Here is a 17,068-nt window from a genome sequence, read left to right on the forward strand (position 1 = left end):
GAAAAGCGGGGAGCTATGGAGGCTCCGCCTCGATTCAGCGGCTCTGGGGCTGTGCGCTGGATGTCCGGGATTGGGCGGATCCGGGCCGATGACGCGCCAGCTTGCCACCACCTGGCGCTTGGGGACAACCGCCCGGTTGTCGGCGCCTCACCGGCATCTCCGTCTCCCCAGGGCTCGGCCCAAAGCTCGGAAGAGCGGGACCGAGGACAATAGGCAACCGGGTTAGACGGCCCTAAGCCCCACCAGTCACGCGCTGGTCAGCGCCGCAGCGGCAATTCCTCGGAGATGGCCGAGAAGACCTGTCGCAGCCAGTCCTCGGCCTCGCGCAGCCGCGCCTCGGCCTCCTGGCTACGCGTTTCGGCCGTCCTGGCGCGGGCCTCCGCCGCCTGGACGCGGGCTTCGGCGCTCTTCAATTCCTCGGTCGCGCGTTGCAGCAGCGCCTGCGTCCGGGCTTCCCCGTCGCGAGCGCGGTCCTCGGCGACCCTGATGCTCTGCGCAGCCTCGTGGACGAGGTCGATGGCCTGGGCGATGTCCCGGGCCGAGAAGCCTGGGCCTCGCTCGCGCGATCCATCCTGTTCCGCGTCACGAGAGGTGGGCGAGAAGCGCAGTATCTTGTCCAGCCCTTCGAGGCTCTGACCGGATTCCACCCTCGACCGGACCCGCGCCATCGGGTCCTGCGTCTCGAGGTCCGCCCTGAACTTGCGCGCGTGATCCATGCTCTCGCCTTTGTGCCCCGCCTACCCTTGAGGGACGTGGTTAAGGTGGGGTTAACGAGCTCGATCGGGAGTATGCTCGAGAGTTCGAATACTGTCTCCGTTCGGGGCACGAGCCAGCGGTTCTGGAGCGTGTCCGCCTTGCTCTCCGGCAGGCCTCCTGCTATCGGCTCACGCCATTCCCCGACGCCGACGCAGCAGGATCCGGACCCGATGGCCCGCGAATTCATCTATCATATGCAGGGTCTGACGAAGACCTATCCGAACGGCAAGAAGGTCTTGGACAACGTCCATCTCTCCTTCTACCCGGACGCCAAGATCGGCGTCCTCGGCATCAACGGGTCGGGCAAGTCGACGCTGCTCCGGATCATGGCCGGGATCGACACGGAGTGGAACGGCGAGGGCTTCGTCGCCCAGGGCGCGCGCGTCGGCTACTTGCCGCAGGAGCCCCAGCTCGACCCCACCAGGAACGTGCGGGAGAATGTCCTGTTGGGCGTGGCCGAGAGCCAGGCGATCCTCGACCGGTATAACGAGATCGCCATGAACTATTCCGACGAGACGGCGGACGAGATGACCCGTCTCCAGGACGAGATCGACGCGAAGAACCTGTGGGAGCTCGACCAGCGCGTCGACCAGGCCATGGGTGCCCTCGGCTGCCCGCCGGGCGATTGGCCGGTCGACACCCTGTCGGGCGGCGAGAACCGCCGGGTGGCGTTGTGCAAGCTCCTCCTCGAGCAGCCCGAGCTCCTCCTTCTCGACGAGCCGACGAACCATCTCGACGCCGAGACGACCTCCTGGCTCGAACAGCATCTCAAGAGCTATCCGGGCGCGATCCTGATCGTGACCCACGATCGCTACTTCCTGGACAACGTGACCGGCTGGATCCTCGAGCTCGATCGCGGCAAGGGCATCCCCTACCAGGGCAACTACTCCTCCTGGCTCGTGCAGAAGCAGAAGCGGCTCGCGCAGGAGCGGAGCGAGGACGAATCCCGCCAGCGCACGATCGAGCGGGAGCGCGAATGGGTTTCGGCCTCGCCGAAGGCCCGGCAGGCCAAGTCGAAGGCCCGCATCTCGCGCTACGAGGACCTGGTCGCGAAGGCCTCCGAGCAGGGGCCCGGCGCCGCCCAGATCGTCATCCCGATCAAGGAGCGGCTCGGCAACAACGTGATCGAGTTCGATCACCTGTCGAAGGCCTACGAGGACAAGGAGCTGATCGACGACCTGTCCTTCCGGCTGCCGCCGGGCGGCATCGTCGGGGTGATCGGTCCGAACGGCGCCGGCAAGACCACGCTCTTCCGAATGATCACGGGCCAGGAGACGCCCGACGAGGGCGCGATCAAGGTCGGCGACACGGTGCAGCTCGGCTATGTCGACCAGTCGCGCGATACGCTCGAGGCCGGCAAGACCGTCTACGAGGAGATTTCGGGCGGCAACGAGATCATCTATCTCGGCAAGCGCGAGATGAACGCGCGCGCCTATTGCGGCGCCTTCAACTTCAAAGGGCCGGACCAGCAGAAGAAGGTCGGCCAGCTCTCGGGCGGTGAGCGCAACCGCGTCCACCTCGCCAAGATTCTGAAGTCGGGCGCCAACGTGCTCCTCCTCGACGAGCCCACCAACGACCTCGACGTCGAGACGCTGCGGGCGCTGGAGGAGGCGCTCGAGAATTACGCGGGCTGCGCCGTGATCATCAGCCACGATCGCTGGTTCCTCGACCGCATCGCGACCCACATGCTGGCCTATGAGGGCAACGGCCATGTCGAGTGGTTCGAGGGCAACTTCCACGATTACGAGGAGGACAAGAAACGCCGTCTCGGGGTCGAGGACCTGAACACCGGCAAGCAGAAGCACCGGAAATTCGCGCGGTAGAGCCGGTCCGCCTTCGGCGGAATCGTCTCTCGTCCGTGTCGGTCGCATCGTCTTCACGTGAGCCGGTCCACCTCACTCGACATGTCTCCCGCGGGCGGGAGCCGGGCAGCGTCCAGGCATGCGTTCTCGGTCTCGCGGGCGGTTTCGCCCCGAGGCATGAAGGAAGGCTGGGGAGCGGGACGCCGAGCGGCCAGCATCTTTTGATTTATTATAGCCGGTCGCCCGGCGTCCCTGGCGGTTCTTTCTCGAGGCGACGGTCCCGCGGGCCTTGAGGCCCGCCGATGACGGCGGCTGCCAGCCGCCGCTTGAGGGCTCCTACGCCGCGCCCGAAAGGCACGACGCAATCGTCGCGTGTGGCCGGCGCTAGGCCACCTGACCCCGGCACGCCGGACCGCATCCCGTCCGCCGTCGGAACTCGGCCGATGCCGAGCTCCGCCGTCAAAGGTGACCGCGCCGGTGCACGCGGCGGCCTCCCCGTGGACGGGACGGCCGGTATGTGGCACATGATAGGAATATGTTCAAGGGCGGTGCTGGCGCCGAAACCGCTCGGGACGTTTCGGGCGACCGCTCCTGGTCGGAAGCGGAACGGCGGCTCTTGGACGAGCACTGGGCGAATGTCGTTGCGTCTGTGCAGAGCCTGAACTACGGTTGCGATCTCTTAAGAAGAGTCGAGCCGATCAGAATAATAGCGAGGAAGGCCGTGGCTACCAAGACAGCTAATGTTGAGCACTTGGAGTGGGCGATTGACAGTAGAGCAAAAATCAGAGGTCCTGCTTGCGTCTCTTTAAATTGTTTCAGGATCACGAAAACTTCTGGAAGACCAAGGACGCGTCGAAGGCTGCTCAGGATCTAGTAGCTGTCGCATTCTCGTTGTGGAGAGCTGCATTCCTAGCAGAAAAGACTGGAAAACGATCTGAAGTGTTTTCGCATGGACGTAATTTCTCGAGAAGGATAATAGAGGATAATGCTATCGGTTACGGCCAGGACAAAGACTCTCTTGAGTGGACGTTCAATTACTACACAAAAAATGCGCGATCGTCACTAACCCTGCTCTCTAGCTACTGGCAGGAGGTGCCAAAATATAAGGGAGCAACGAGGCCAGCTCGGGAGCGTTGGGATTACTGCCAGATGCTGCTTGATGAAGCCATTAACAACTTTGAGAAGAGAGTTGCAGCCCGCGCTGCCGAAAGTAAGAAAACTGCAGAGAGGCGACAAGTCAAGAAGGAGGCTTCGCAGCGGCGGGCGAAATCCCGAGCTGTCACCCTGGCCGCCCGCCCGAAGGCTCCAGGAAGATGACCTCGTTCGCTCTTCGTTAGGCGTCACGGCCGAGCCGGCTTAACGACTGCCCTGAGGCTTGAAGCTGCTCCCGATGGCCGAGAAGATGAATGACGCGCTGGCGCGCTTGCGCGCCCTGAGTGACGGAACGTACCAGGTCGATCGAACCCCGTCTCTTGACCTCGCTCACGCACCTCTCTTCGCTGGGCTGTCGCGAGCGTCACTCGACGTGCGCGAGTTTGAGCTGCTGCCCGGGCTGCACCTACGACGCACATATGCTCACCTCTTTGCGCCCCCGATGGTCGCTGTGGCCCCACCGTCAGCGCCAAGCGCTGTCCATCCCTCGCCGTGGTATGCCGTGGAGAACGGATTCGTGGCTGAGACAGCTCAGATCGAGGTGTCCATAGCTGCGGGAGCCCGCCCCCTCGACGTGCCGAGAATGCTAATCTTGAGACTGGTTGCGGCCGCAATCCGCATTCTCTCAAGCCAGCCGGTCTGTCTGCCGATCCTCTGCAACGTGCCTTTCGCGGAGGCGCGGCAGTCCACCGGACCAGTTCACGTTTGGAGGCTGGAGCATCCGTTGGTCATTTCGGGTCAGCCGGTGGAACTCACCCAGTCTTTGCTTGAGTCGCTCGCGCGCATCCTGCCTCAGTTTCAAGCTTTGCGATCCGATCCGGACGTAGAGCGAGCTTTCATCTTGGCGGATGGGCTGTGGTGGCTGCCGGCACCAGACGCGCAGTTAATCGCGATTTGGACCGTGATCGAGATTTTGATGCGGCCAGGGCGGCGTGATACTACAAAGTCGCTCGCTCGCGCTGTTCGCGCATACATCGGCCGGGACCGAGCTTCCGGAGACCGCCTTTATCAGGAGGTCACCCGATTGTATTTCGCCCGAGGGAGTTCAGCGCACGCTGGTGCGGAAGCGGTAATGCAGGATGTCCGAAGCTCATACATGATCCTGCGCGAGATACTGCTACGCGCACTGATTGAGCGACAAAGGCCTCCCAGACCAGACGACATTAAGGCGCTCTGGTAAGGCCAACTCCCAGGGCAGCATTAGACAGAGCCTCGAACGTTCAGTTCGGAGGCGCTGCCCAACCGCCTAAACGGTCGATCTGGGCGCGGAGCGGACTCGTCCGCCCGGGCAGAAGGCTGGCCACCCGGCCGCCCGTTCCGGTACTTGTGACGCGGGATCGCATCCTTGCCAGGTCCGGCGTACCGATCGTTGCCCGTCGATCCCGGATGCCGCAACGTTTGAAGTACAAAGGGACTGTCGAGAGGAAGCTACAATCCCGTCGGCCGTCCCGCGATCACGACCAGCATGGCACTGTCGCCGAGCGTTCGTTCCGCTGCGGCCATGATGTCCTCCCGGCCCACCGCGGCGACGAGGGCGTTGCGGCGCCGGATATAGTCGATGCCGAGGTCCTCGAAGGCGATCTGGACGAGCTGGTGGGCGATCTTGGTCGAGGTGTCGAAGCCGAGCGCGTAGGAGCCCGTGAGGTAATCCTTGGCCTTGGCGAGTTCGTCCTTGCTCGGGCCCTCGTCCCGCATGCGCCGGATCTCGGCGCCGATCACGTCGAGGCATTCCGCGACGCGCTCGTTCTTGGTGGCCGTATAGCCCCAGGTCATGGAGGCGTGGCGATAGCTCACGAGCGAGGTGCCGACGCTGTAGGCGAGGCCCCGGCGTTCCCGCACCTCCTGGAAGAGCCGCGACGTGAAGGCGCCCCCGCCGAGCATGTGGTTCAGCACATAGGTCGGAATGAAGTCGGGGTCGCGCCAGGAGGCGCCCGCATAGCCGAACCGGATCACCGATTGCGGCACGTCGAGGTCGACCACGACCTGCCGGCCGCGGCCGGACAATGCGACGCCCGGCACTTCGGCCAGGTCCGGCTCGCGCGGCAGCCCGCCGAAGGTGGTGTCGAGGCGGCGCGCGAATTCGGCCGGCGCCATCGAGCCCACGGCCGCCACCTTGAGCTGGCCCGTCGCGACGATGCGGCGATGCAGGTCGACGATGTCCTGCCTTGTCACGGCCGCGACCGTCTCCGGCGTGCCGGAGGCTGGATGACCGTAAGGATGGCCAGGAAAGGCCTCGGCCAGGAAGCGCTTGGACGCGACGTTGCCGGGATCGTTCTGCTGGTAGCGCAACCCGGCGAGCGTCTGGGCGCGCACGCGCTCGACCGCATCCTCGTCGAAACGCGGTTCCGTGAGCGCGAGGCGGAGCAGTTCGAAGGCCTCGTCCGCATGGGCCACGAGCGTCTTCAGCGAGCCGCCGACCGCGTCCGGGCCGGCTGTGAAGGTGAGTTCGATCGCGCGCTCGGCGAGCCGCTCCTGGAACGCGTCCGACCGCAAGGTCCCCGCGCCCTCGTCGAGCAGTCGAGCCAGCAGCTGAGCCGTTCCCGCCTTGCCGGGTGGGTCCTGAGCGGCGCCACCCTCGAAGCAGAAGGAGAGCGCGACCAGCGGCACGAAATCGGACTGGACCTGCCAAGCCTCGATCCCGCCCGGCGAGCGCAGCGACCGGATGTCGGGGGGCCCGCTCTGAGCCTGCAACGTCGCTGACATCAAGCCTCGCCTCTCGCGACGTTGATCCTCACCCGCGGACCTTCACGAGGTGGCCGGTCACGGAGCGCCGCTCGGTGAGCCACGTCTCGATCGCGGCGACGAGATCGTCGCGCGTGACGGCCCTGATCTGGTCGGGCCAGGTCCTGACATCCTCCAGCGTCTCGCCGACGGCGAGCGCCGATCCGTAGATCCGGGCGAGCGAGGACTGGCTGTCGAGCGAGTAGATCGTCTCCGCGATCAGTCGCGACTTGGCGCGTTCGATCGCGACATCGTCGAGGCCGTCCTTGATCGATCCGATCGCCTGGTCGAGTTCGGTTTCGAGATCGGGCAGCGAGACCCCTTCGGCCGGAACCGCATAGATCGAGAACCGCGACTCGTCGATCGCCGAGCCCATATACCAGGCGCCGGCATTCACGGCCTTGCCGCCGTCGAGAACCAGGCGACGATACAGGTAGGAGGTCGGACCGCCGCCGATCGCCTCGGCCAGAACCTCGAGCGCATGGCTCGCGAGCCCGGTGGCGGTGCGGGACGATGGGACGAGGTAGAGCCGCTGCAGCGTCGGTTGCTCGACCTTGGGATCGGCGATGCAAACGTGGCGGGCCGCGCGCGGTTCCGGTTCCGCCGGCCGCCGGCGGACGGGGACATCCGTGCATTGCGGATTGCGGCCGTAGGTTCCTTCGGCGAGCCTGATGACGTCCCGGTCGGTCACGTCACCGGCAACCACAAGGACGGCGTTGCTCGGGCAGTAGAAGCGCCGGTAATAATCGAGCGCGTTCGTGCGATCGAGCGTCTCGATCTCGTGCATCCAGCCGATGATCGGGATGCCGTAGGGATGGTGGACGAAAAGCGAGGCCGCCATGGCCTCGGACAATTGCGCCGACGGGTCGGTCTCGACCCGCATGCGCCGCTCCTCGAGGACGACGTCGCGTTCGGGGGCGACGACGGCATCGTCGAAATTAAGGCCGGACATGCGGTCCGCCTCGAACTCCATCATCCGGCCGAGATGCTCGGGCGCGACGCGCTGGAAATAGGCCGTGTAGTCGTAGGACGTGAAGGCGTTTTCCTGGCCGCCCAGCGCCGAGACGACCTTCGAAAATTCCCCGGCCGGATGCCGCTCGGTTCCCTTGAACATCAGGTGTTCGAGGAAATGCGCGATGCCGGACTGGCCGAGCGGGTCGTCGGCGGAGCCGTTGCGGTACCACAGCATGTGGGTCACGACCGGCACGCGCCGATCCGGGATCACGACGATGTCGAGACCGTTTTCAAGGCGATGGGTGCTGAGTTCCGGCCCGCTGCCCTCGAGGCGACCGAACGGTGCGGCGTCTGTTCTCAGGGCCAAGGAGGGTTTCGCATGCTGGAGTTGGGGACGGGACACGGGGACGAACGTCCTCCCGCTACTCGTCATCATCCCCACTGCTGAATTTCCGCGTGAGCCAGCCCAAGGGCGAGGCTTCCTGGTTCTGCGTGTCGGCGCGCGGCGTGAAGTCGTTCGGCAGGCCCCTGCCGCTAGCCGGTTTGCGCAGGGTCGACGGCGGTTCCGTCAGGACGCGGCGACCCGGCGCCTGGTCGTCCAGCTTGTCGTCCGCATCGCTCTTCGGGTTGGCCCGCATGCGGTCTGGAGACAGGAGAAGAACGTCGCGAGCATTGTCGCCGCGGTGGGTTCTCGGGTCCGGAGCTTCGCTCCGGGCGATCCGACCGGATTGCAGTTCGGACGGGCTCAGGCGCGGGTTGTTGTCCGACATCCGGCGCGTGTCGCTCTGCGTCACTGGCCGTCGAGAGTCTTCCGCGCTGCGGCGCTTGGCGGCCACGTCCGGGTCGTTGGGCCATTGCGGGTTCGCCGCCGCGGTGCTCTCGACCCCGACAGGCGTCCTGAGTTCGGCCTTCGGGGGCACGACGAGCGGTGCCCGCTCGCGGTAGCGGATCGGGTCCTTCTCCCTGGCGATGAGGCCCATATTGCCGAGAAGGCTTTTCATCGCGACGCCTTCCTCGGCCCGGACCGGGCCGGCGATCGCCATGGCCGAGAGGCCGCAGATCAACCCGAGCCGCACCGACATTCTGTTGGTCATCCCTGATCCCCCGTCCTTAGCCGCCATCGGCCCCTATTCGGGCTTTCGTATGACGGCGCCGTCCGTGCCTGGCGGTCCATCCAGCTTCGTCAGGCCGCAGGCTGTCGATGCCGATCCCCGAGGAAAGCGTCATAGACGAGGCCGACTACCCCGGCAACGATCGCCGCATCCGCGACATTGAATACGTACCACGAGAACGAGCCGTAATGCAGATGGATGAAGTCGAACACGGCGCCGTAGGCGACCCGGTCGATGCCGTTCCCGACCGCTCCGCCGACCACGAGACCGAGTGATGCCGCGAGGATGCGCTGCCTGGCGCGCAGCATCCACCAGCCCATCGCCAAAGTCGCGAGGGCCGAGAGCCCGATCAGCAACCAGCGGCCGATCTCGCTGTGCTGCTGGAACAGGCCGTAGGAGATGCCTCTGTTCCAGACGACGAGCAGGGTCGCGAAGGATGTCAGATGTACCGGCTCATGAGCGCCCAGGTCATATTCGAACAGCAGATACAGCTTGGAGGCCTGATCGATAGTCAGCGCGGCGAGCGCGACCGCGAGGCCTAGACGAGCGGGCATCATGTCAGTCCGTCGTCGTCAGGATGCCGCCGGCCGGATCGCGTCCCATTCCCGCAGGGCGGAGGCGTCGCGCGGCGTGACGTCGGGATAGACGGGGTCCGCTCCCACCTCGGGCGTGATCTTCCAGGAGCGGGCGCATTTGCGGCCCTCGGCTCGCGCCGACACGATCCCGATACCGGCAACGTCCTCGATCCTGAAGGCCTCCGCAGGCGCCTCGCCCCGCACCATTCTGATGCTTGACGTGATGCAGATTTCGGCCATGTCCACGCCGTCCAGGATCGCGGCCATGTTCGGGTCCGAGACGTAGACGACGGGCGCCGCTTCGAGGCTCGCCCCGATGCGCTTCGCGGCCCGCTCGATCTCGAGCGCGCCCGTGACGACGCGGCGGGCGCGCCGGATCGTCGCCCAGCGGGCTGCCAGCGCGTCGTCCCGCCATTCCGGCGGGACGGGCGCGAAGGTCTCCAGATGCACGGAGCCGTCCTGGGACGGATAGCGTTCGAGCCAGGCCTCCTCGGCCGTGAAGGACAGGATCGGGGCGATCATCGTCACCGTCCGGCGGAACACCTCGTCGATCACGGCAAGCGCCGCCCGGCGGGTCGGGCTCGAGATCGGGTCGCAATAGAGGGCGTCCTTGCGGATGTCGAAATAGAAGGCCGACAGGTCGCCCGTCATCGCATGCGTCATCAGCGAGACCACCCGGCCGAAATCGAAATCGGCATAGGCCTGGCGCACCTCCCGATCGAGCTCGGCCATGCGATGAAGCACCCAGCGCTCGAGTTCGGGCAGCTGCTCGAGGGGCGGCAGGGCAGCCCCGTCGTGATGGGCCAGCGTTCCCAACATCCAGCGAATGGTGTTGCGGAGCTTGCGATAGGTCTCCGAGAAGGTCTTCAGGATCTCGGGGCCGATTCTGAGGTCGTCGGAATAGTCGGCGGCCGCGACCCAGAGCCGGAGGATGTCCGCACCGGACGCCTTGATCACCTCCTGGGGCGCCGTGACGTTGCCGCGCGATTTCGACATCTTCTCCCCGCGCTCGTCGAGCACGAAGCCGTGCGTCAGCACGATGTCGAAAGGCGCGCGTCCTCGCGTGCCGCAGGATTCGAGGAGCGAGGAGTGGAACCAGCCCCGATGCTGGTCCGATCCTTCGAGATACATCACCGTGTCCTCGCCGCCATTCACCTGGCGGCGGGTGCCGGCGAGGCCCGGGAAGTGACGCGGGTCTTCGAGCGTGAAGGCGTGGGTCGAGCCCGAATCGAACCAGACGTCGAGGATGTCGTCGACCTTGTCCCATTCCGCGGGATCATGGCCTCCGGCGGCGAGAAAACGCTCGGCCGCGCCCGGCTCGAACCAGGCATCGGCGCCCTCGGCCTCGAAGGCGGCCGCGATCGCCTCGTTCACCCGCTCGTCGACCAGGATCTCGTCCGAGTCTCGCCGCACAAAGATGGCGATCGGCACCCCCCAGGCGCGCTGGCGGGAGACCACCCAATCCGGACGTTTCTCGATCATGCCGGTGATGCGGTTCTCGCCCGCCGCCGGCACCCAGCGCACATGATGGTGGATCTGGTCGAGCGCGCGCGACCGGAGCGTCGTCCCGTCGCCCAGCTCACGGTCCATCGCGATGAACCATTGCGGCGTGTTCCGGAACAGAAGAGGTCCCTTTGAGCGCCAGGAATGCGGGTAGGAATGCTTCAGCCGGCCCCGAGCCACGAGTGCGCCGACCTCCGCGAGCTTCTCGGTGACGACCGCGTTGGCGCGCCCATCCTTGCCCTTGGCGTCGAAGACGCGCTCGCCCGCGAAGAACGGGACCGTCGGGTAATAGGCCGAATCCTCGTCGACGGTGTGGGGGACCTCGGTCGTGCCTGCCTCCGCATAGGTGTTGCGATGGTCGAGGAAGGTGCCGTAATCCTCGAGGCCATGGCCGGGCGCGCTGTGGACGAAGCCCGTGCCGGCATCGTCCGTCACGTAATCGGCCGGCAGTACCGGCACGTCGAAATCCCAATAGCCATTCGCGCCCGGGAGACCCCGGAAGGGATGGCTGCATTGGACGATCATCACGGGCAGCACGTCCTTGACCCGCTCGAAGCCCGAGACCCGGGCCGCCGCGAAGGTCTCGGCGGCGAGCTTGTCGGCGAGCACGTAGCGGCTGCCCGGCTTGGCCCAGGTCTCCCCGGCCGCCTCGGTGACCTGGTAGAGGCCGTAGGAGATGCCGGCCCCGTAGCTGATCCCGCGGTTGGCCGGGATCGTCCAGGGCGTCGTCGTCCAGATCACGACAGCCGCGCCGTCGAGATCGCCGTCGAGGGTGGACGAGATCGGGAAGGCGACCCAGACGGTCTGGCTCGTCCTCTCCTCGTATTCGACCTCGGCCTCTGCCAGCGCCGTCTTCTCGACAGGCGACCACATCACGGGCTTCGAGCCGCGATAGAGCTGGCCGGTCCGGGCGAAGCTCATGATCTCGCGCGCGATCTGCGCCTCGGCCGGGAAGGCCATCGTCGTGTAGGGATGGGCCCAGTCGCCTTCGACGGCCAGGCGCTTGAATTCCTGCCGCTGCACCTCGAGCCAGTGTTGCGCGAAGGCGCGGCATTCGCGCCGGAAATCGACGACGGGCACGTCGTCCTTGTTGCGGCCGGCGGCACGATATTGCTCCTCGATCTTCCATTCGATCGGGAGGCCGTGACAATCCCAGCCGGGCACGTAGTTGGAATCGAAACCGAGCATCTGCTGCGTGCGGGTGACGAGGTCCTTGAGGATCTTGTTCAGCGCATGCCCGATATGGATGTTGCCGTTGGCGTAGGGGGGGCCATCATGAAGAATGAAGCGCCGCCGTCCGGCGGAGGCCTCCCGGAGGCGGCGGTAGAGCTGGATCCGGTCCCAGCGCTCCAGGAGCAGCGGCTCCCGCTGGGGAAGCCCCGCCCGCATCGGGAAATCGGTCCGGGGGAGGAAGAGGGTCTCGGAATAGTCGCGGCCCGACGTGGCAACCGGCTTGGCTCTGGTCTCGCTCATGTCAGGTGAACCGGTGTGAGAGATCGGCGGCAGATGCTGTCGGCGACGCGATTCGGACCATCCGAATCCGGAGAAGCCGTGGCCCGGATTGGGGCCCTCACACGCGACCGTTCGCCATCCGCTTAAGGGGAGCTCGCCTCTTAACACCAGCCCGTAGGCGACGAAAGGGCGGCTCGGAGGCCCCCGGGTCTCCGCGACTCAGCGTCGGGGGGGGCCGCAAGGATCGATCTTCACGGCATTGGCCCGTGAGGAGATCGAGCCCGTGGTGAGGGGATCCTCCACGCCGCGGCTCGCATTCGCGGCGAGTCGGGAAAGGGTCTGGTTGTCTGTCGCGGACGAGAGCCAGCCGGCGGCCAGGACAGAGAGCGTGCCTACGATCACCACCGACTTAATCGTGCTGGCAATGATGGACGGGCGACCGTCCTCCTGTGTAAAGCCGAGCATCCGCCTGTCTCCGACGGGTGATCCCGCCGTCCAGACTGTCGGAGATCACGGTAAAGGGAGGGTTACCGCACAACCGACAACCCGATAAGTGCTTTACACCATTCGGAAATCATCTCACACGGCACCTTGCCGCGGCGGCCCCGATCGGGGTTCGGGCCCTCTGGCGCCCCAGGTTGCACGGGGCTGTTGCCGCCAAGTCACAGACGATTAAGCGCGTTGGGGCTAGAACCAACCTCGGACCACTGACCACAACAACGGACATATCCATGAAGAAGATCCTGCTCTCTTCCGTCGCATTGGCCATGATGTCGGCCGGCGCGATGGCTGCCGACCTCCCGTCGCGGCGCATGGCCCCGGCGCCCTACGTCGCCGTTCCGGTCTTCACCTGGACCGGCTTCTACCTCGGTGTGAATGCCGGCTACGGCTTCTCGGACAACAACAACAACGGCACCATCGGCCTGCCCGCGGGCTCGGTCGTGAATTCGGCCGGCACCGCCGGCACGCTCACGATCGACAACGGCAACGGCAACAACCGTGACGGCTTCACTGGTGGCGGCCAGATCGGCTACAACTACCAGATGGGCAACATCGTGTTCGGTATCGAAGCCGACGCCCAGTACAAGGACTTCGGTGGCAATCGCGCCAATACCGGCAACTACACCTTCGTCGGCACCCCCGGCCTGGCGTTCGCTGCTCCGGCCGCGACCTTGTCCTTCCGGGATCGTTCGTCGGATTACTTCGGCACCGTTCGCGGTCGCCTCGGTTACGCCTTCGATCGCCTGCTCGTGTACGGCACCGGTGGTTTCGCCTACGAAGAGAACCGCAATGGTTATGCGGCTGGTGGTGGTATCGAATATGCCTTCACCCCGAGCCTGACCGGCAAGATCGAGGGCCTTTATGTCAGCATGGACCAGGATCGTCGGGTGAACCCGGTGTATTCGGGCGTTGCCGCGAACATCGTGACCCTCAACGACACCCGCCAGAGCGACTTCACCGTCGTCCGCGCCGGCATCAACTACAAGTTCAACGGCTTCTAAGCTTCGGCTTAGAGCGACGAACACAGGGCCCGGCGGCGACGCCGGGCCTTTTTTATGCCCGGGACGCTCCTTGACCCTCTCGGGGGCATGGTCAGGATCCGACCGGCCCGGACCGACGAAGCCCCAGCCGTTTTCGAGCTTTTGGGCGAGCTGTGGCGGGAGACCTACGAGCCGCTGATCGGCCGAGACCGCGTCGCTAGCCTGCACGAGCGCTGGCACGCGCCGGAGCTGCTGGCTCGACAGATGGTGGCGGCACCTGCCTCCTTCCTGGTCGCGGAATTCGAGACCGGGCAGATCGTCGGGCACGCCTATGCCTCGGCTTTTCGTCCGCCGGTGCTGTTCGTGGTCCGGCTCTATGTGCAGCGGGAGCAGCAGAAGCAGGGGATCGGGAGCGCTTTACTCGCCCGACTTGCCGTTCTGCACCCGGACGCCACGACGACCCGCCTCTTCGTCATCAAGGGCAACCTGGGCGCGCTCGCTTTCTACCGCCGGCACGGCTTTGCGGTGACCGGCGAGGCCGAGGAGGACGGCGTGGTCTCGCTCCGCCTCGATCGGGCCGGGCCGGGCAGAGCCTAGATGTCGAGCTGCGCCTCGTCTGCGAAAGCGGCGCGTTCCTGGATGAAGGCGAAGCGCGACTCGGGCTTGTTGCCCATCAGCCGCTCGATCGAATAGCCCGTCCCGATGGCGTCCGCGTCGACGATGGTGACGCGCAGAAGGGTCCGCTTCCGGGGATCCATCGTGGTCTCCTTCAGCTGCGCCGGCATCATCTCGCCCAGGCCCTTGAAGCGGCCGACATCGACCTTCGCCGATCCCTTGAAGGCGGTGCGCAGCAGCTCCTCGCGGTGTTTCTCGTCCCGCGCATAGACGGTCTTCGCGCCCTGGGTCAGCCGGTAGAGTGGCGGCATCGCGAGGTAGAGGTGGCCGCGGTCGATCAGGCGGGGCGTCTGCCGGTAGAAGAAGGTGATCAGGAGCGAGGCGATGTGGGCGCCGTCCACGTCGGCGTCCGTCATGATGATGACCTTCTCGTAGCGGAGGTCGCCATCCTTGTAGTGGCTGCCCGTACCGCAGCCGAGAGCCTGGGTCAGGTCCGAGAGCTGCTGGTTCGCGACCAGCTTGTCGCGACCGGCCGAGGCCACGTTCAGGATCTTGCCGCGGAGCGGCAGGATCGCCTGGGTCGCCCGGTCCCGGGCCTGTTTCGCGCTGCCGCCTGCCGAATCGCCCTCGACGATGAAGAGTTCCGATCCGGCCGCCCCGGCGCGGGTGCAATCGGCGAGCTTGCCGGGCAGGCGAAGCTTCCGGGTCGCGCTCTTGCGGGCGACCTCCTTCTCGGCCCGGCGGCGGAGGCGTTCGTCGGCCCGCTCGACGACCCAGTCGAGCAGCCGGTTCGCCTGCAGCGGAGAGGCCGCGAGCCAATGGTCGAAGGCGTCCCGGATGACGCCCTCGACGATCCGGGACGCTTCGAGCGTCGCGAGCTTGTCCTTGGTCTGGCCCTGGAATTCCGGTTCGCGGATGAAGACCGACAGCATGGCGGCGCATTGCGCCATGACGTCGTCGGTCGTGACCGCGGCCATCCGCTTCACCTGCCCGACCCGCTCGGCATGCTCGCGCAGGCCCCGCAGCAGCGCGACCCGGAGCCCGCCCTCATGCGTGCCGCCCTCGGGGGTCGGGATCGTGTTGCAATAGGAGCTCGAAAAGCCATCCGCGTCGGCGAGCCAGGCGACCGCCCATTCGAGCGAGCCATGACCGCCCGGCTTCGTCACCTTGCCGGCGAAGATGCCGTCCGCGATCGGGGTCGCGCCCTCGATCTCGCGAAGCAGGTAGTCGCGCAATCCGCCCGGGAAGCGGAACGTGGCCTCAGCCGCGATCGGATCAGGCCCTGTCAGGAGCGCAGGGTCGCAGCGCCACCGAATCTCGACGCCGCCGAAGAGATAGGCCTTGGAGCGGGCCATCTTGAAGAGCCGCCGGGGCTCGAAGGTGAGGTCCGGGCCGAAAATCTGCGGGTCGGGATGGAAACGGACGCGCGTTCCCTTGCGGTTGTGAACGCGTCCGATCTCGGAGAGGGGGCCGAGCGGCAATCCGCGCGAATAATCCTGGCGATACAGGATCTGGTTCCGGGCGACCTCGACCTCGAGCACGTCGGACAGCGCGTTCACGACCGAGATGCCGACCCCGTGCAGGCCGCCAGAGGTCTCATAGACCTTGGAATCGAACTTCCCGCCCGCATGCAGCGTGGTCATGATGACCTCGAGCGCGGACTTCGTCGGGAATTTCGGATGCTTATCGACCGGGATGCCGCGGCCGTTATCCGTGACGGTCAGGAAGTTGCCGGCCTCGAGCGAGACCTCGATGAAGGTGGCGTGGCCGGCCACGGCCTCGTCCATGGCATTGTCGATCACCTCGGCGAAGAGGTGATGCAGCGAGCGCTCGTCGGTGCCCCCGATATACATGCCCGGGCGGCGGCGGACGGGTTCCAGCCCCTCGAGGACCTCGATCGTGGATGCGTCGTAGCTCGGCGGCGGCGTCGGGACAGCCTGAAGCGCCGGGCGGGCCCGGGCCGTCCTCACACCAGGGGAGGGCGGCAGCTCGGCGCTCTTCCTGAGCGCCGCCCCACCGCCGAAGAGATCCCGTTCGGCCATCTGAACTCACACGCTGATTCGCCGGAGCCCCACCATAGCAAATCAGAGGTAAAGAGAACAAAGAGGGTACTATCGTCTGTGCAGAACCGAGGGTTCTCTCGCGCTTAGCGCCCCTCGAAGCTCGGCTTCCGTTTGCCGAGGAACGCCGCCCGTCCTTCCGCGAAGTCGCGGCTCGCATACAGGATCGATTGGGCATCGGCCTCGGCGCGAAGCACATCGTCCAGCGTGCCGGGCATCCGGGCGAGGAGGCGCTTGGCATAGGCGTTGGACAGGGGGGCGGCGTCGGCTGCGATGCGAGACGCAAGCGCGACGGCGACCCTTCGCGCCTCCCCGGCCTCGGCGACCTGATCCACGAGGCCCCAGCGTTCCGCGGCCTCCGCGTCGAAGGTGTCCGCCGCGAGCATGATCCGCCGGGCCCGGCCCATTCCGACCCGCATCGGCAGCGTGAAGGCGATGCCGAAATCCGGGACGAGGCCGAGCCGGTTGAAGGAACAGGCGAAGCGCGCGCTCCGGCCGGCGACGACGATGTCGCAAGCCGCCGCCAGCGAAAGGCCGGCCCCGACGGCGTAGCCCTCGATCGCAGCGACGACCGGCTTTTCGCCCTCGACCAGGAGCCGGACGATGTCGTGCGCGCTGGTGAGCCGGTTACGTCCCGAAATCGCGTCGAGACCCGCCATCGCGACGATGTCGCCTCCAGCGCAGAAATGATCGCCCTCGCCCGTGAGCACGATGGCGCGGCAATCGGGATCGGCCATCGCCCCACGAAGCGTGCGCTCCAGCGCGGCTCGAAGCTCGAGCGACAGCGCGTTGCGGCGTGCGACGGCGTTCAGCGACAAGGTCGTGACCGGGCCGTCGTCGGTCCGGAGAACGAGTTCGGGTTCGATGTCGCTCATCCGGCGTCCC

At 66.2% G+C, this 17,068-nt stretch carries 13 protein-coding genes; 4 read left to right on the forward strand and 9 right to left on the reverse strand.

Features of this window, described 5'->3' with window-relative positions; all coding sequences use genetic code 11:
- Positions 1–257: 257 nt before the first annotated feature.
- Positions 258–716 (reverse strand): hypothetical protein, encoded by a 459-nt coding sequence (locus tag ACFE87_RS03420; protein WP_375458212.1) that lies wholly within the window; start codon positions 714–716, stop codon positions 258–260.
- A gap of 210 nt (positions 717–926) precedes the next feature.
- Between ACFE87_RS03420 and ettA the strand changes: the two genes are divergently transcribed.
- Both ettA and ACFE87_RS03430 read left to right on the forward strand, forming a co-directional pair.
- Positions 927–2,579: an energy-dependent translational throttle protein EttA gene (ettA, locus tag ACFE87_RS03425; RefSeq protein WP_375458213.1), complete on the forward strand. Its 1,653-nt coding sequence runs from the start codon at positions 927–929 to the stop codon at positions 2,577–2,579.
- A 774-nt stretch (positions 2,580–3,353) separates the two neighbouring features.
- Positions 3,354–3,875, forward strand: a complete 522-nt coding sequence (locus ACFE87_RS03430; protein ID WP_375458214.1) for a hypothetical protein — start codon at positions 3,354–3,356, stop codon at positions 3,873–3,875.
- A 1,263-nt stretch (positions 3,876–5,138) separates the two neighbouring features.
- Here the strand turns inward: ACFE87_RS03430 and ACFE87_RS03435 are convergent.
- The 6 genes from ACFE87_RS03435 to ACFE87_RS03460 all read right to left on the reverse strand — a co-directional run bounded on the left by ACFE87_RS03435 (position 5,139) and on the right by ACFE87_RS03460 (position 12,492).
- Positions 5,139–6,413, reverse strand: a complete 1,275-nt coding sequence (locus ACFE87_RS03435; protein ID WP_375458215.1) for a M16 family metallopeptidase — start codon at positions 6,411–6,413, stop codon at positions 5,139–5,141.
- A 28-nt stretch (positions 6,414–6,441) separates the two neighbouring features.
- Positions 6,442–7,818 carry a M16 family metallopeptidase gene (locus ACFE87_RS03440; RefSeq protein WP_375458352.1) on the reverse strand — a complete coding sequence of 459 codons (1,377 nt, stop codon included), beginning with the start codon at positions 7,816–7,818 and terminating at the stop codon, positions 6,442–6,444.
- Positions 7,808–8,479, reverse strand: coding sequence for a hypothetical protein (locus ACFE87_RS03445; protein WP_375458216.1), 672 nt, complete (start codon positions 8,477–8,479; stop codon positions 7,808–7,810). Before ACFE87_RS03445 ends, ACFE87_RS03440 begins: the two co-directional genes overlap by 11 nt.
- Before the next feature lie 89 nt (positions 8,480–8,568).
- Complete coding sequence (lspA, locus tag ACFE87_RS03450; RefSeq protein WP_375458217.1) at positions 8,569–9,054, reverse strand: signal peptidase II; 486 nt, start codon at positions 9,052–9,054, stop codon at positions 8,569–8,571.
- 15 nt (positions 9,055–9,069) lie between these two features.
- Entirely contained in the window at positions 9,070–12,048 is a 2,979-nt protein-coding gene (gene ileS / locus ACFE87_RS03455; RefSeq protein WP_375458218.1) for an isoleucine--tRNA ligase, read from the reverse strand.
- Between the two features lie 198 nt (positions 12,049–12,246).
- Positions 12,247–12,492: a hypothetical protein gene (locus ACFE87_RS03460; RefSeq protein ID WP_375458219.1), complete on the reverse strand. Its 246-nt coding sequence runs from the start codon at positions 12,490–12,492 to the stop codon at positions 12,247–12,249.
- A gap of 266 nt (positions 12,493–12,758) precedes the next feature.
- On the opposite strand from ACFE87_RS03460, the gene ACFE87_RS03465 reads away from it, so the two are divergent.
- Together ACFE87_RS03465 and ACFE87_RS03470 are read left to right on the forward strand one after the other, a co-directional pair.
- Complete coding sequence (locus ACFE87_RS03465) at positions 12,759–13,529, forward strand: outer membrane protein (protein WP_375458220.1); 771 nt, start codon at positions 12,759–12,761, stop codon at positions 13,527–13,529.
- An 87-nt stretch (positions 13,530–13,616) separates the two neighbouring features.
- The gene (locus ACFE87_RS03470) at positions 13,617–14,105 is read left to right on the forward strand and encodes a GNAT family N-acetyltransferase (RefSeq protein WP_375458221.1); all 489 of its coding nucleotides are present in this window, start codon (positions 13,617–13,619) and stop codon (positions 14,103–14,105) included.
- Here the strand turns inward: ACFE87_RS03470 and parE are convergent.
- Together parE and ACFE87_RS03480 are read right to left on the reverse strand one after the other, a co-directional pair.
- Entirely contained in the window at positions 14,102–16,165 is a 2,064-nt protein-coding gene (gene parE, locus ACFE87_RS03475) for a DNA topoisomerase IV subunit B (RefSeq protein WP_375458222.1), read from the reverse strand. The two genes, ACFE87_RS03470 and parE, sit on opposite strands and share 4 nt — an antisense overlap.
- 104 nt (positions 16,166–16,269) lie before the next feature.
- Positions 16,270–17,058: an enoyl-CoA hydratase/isomerase family protein gene (locus tag ACFE87_RS03480; protein ID WP_375458223.1), complete on the reverse strand. Its 789-nt coding sequence runs from the start codon at positions 17,056–17,058 to the stop codon at positions 16,270–16,272.
- Positions 17,059–17,068: the final 10 nt, after the last annotated feature.

The sequence above is a fragment of the uncultured Enterovirga sp. genome (genome assembly GCF_964242715.1).
In the GTDB taxonomy this organism is placed as follows: domain Bacteria; phylum Pseudomonadota; class Alphaproteobacteria; order Rhizobiales; family Beijerinckiaceae; genus Enterovirga.

Coding starts and splice junctions, on each gene's coding strand:
- ACFE87_RS03420 (WP_375458212.1), bottom strand. CDS start 716: ATGGATCACGCGCGCAAGTTCAGGGCGGACCTCGAGACGCAGGACCCG.
- ettA (WP_375458213.1), top strand. CDS start 927: ATGGCCCGCGAATTCATCTATCATATGCAGGGTCTGACGAAGACCTAT.
- ACFE87_RS03435 (WP_375458215.1), bottom strand. CDS start 6,413: ATGTCAGCGACGTTGCAGGCTCAGAGCGGGCCCCCCGACATCCGGTCG.
- ACFE87_RS03440 (WP_375458352.1), bottom strand. CDS start 7,818: ATGACGAGTAGCGGGAGGACGTTCGTCCCCGTGTCCCGTCCCCAACTC.
- ACFE87_RS03445 (WP_375458216.1), bottom strand. CDS start 8,479: ATGACCAACAGAATGTCGGTGCGGCTCGGGTTGATCTGCGGCCTCTCG.
- lspA (WP_375458217.1), bottom strand. CDS start 9,054: ATGATGCCCGCTCGTCTAGGCCTCGCGGTCGCGCTCGCCGCGCTGACT.
- ileS (WP_375458218.1), bottom strand. CDS start 12,048: ATGAGCGAGACCAGAGCCAAGCCGGTTGCCACGTCGGGCCGCGACTAT.
- ACFE87_RS03460 (WP_375458219.1), bottom strand. CDS start 12,492: ATGCTCGGCTTTACACAGGAGGACGGTCGCCCGTCCATCATTGCCAGC.
- ACFE87_RS03465 (WP_375458220.1), top strand. CDS start 12,759: ATGAAGAAGATCCTGCTCTCTTCCGTCGCATTGGCCATGATGTCGGCC.
- ACFE87_RS03470 (WP_375458221.1), top strand. CDS start 13,617: ATGGTCAGGATCCGACCGGCCCGGACCGACGAAGCCCCAGCCGTTTTC.
- parE (WP_375458222.1), bottom strand. CDS start 16,165: ATGGCCGAACGGGATCTCTTCGGCGGTGGGGCGGCGCTCAGGAAGAGC.
- ACFE87_RS03480 (WP_375458223.1), bottom strand. CDS start 17,058: ATGAGCGACATCGAACCCGAACTCGTTCTCCGGACCGACGACGGCCCG.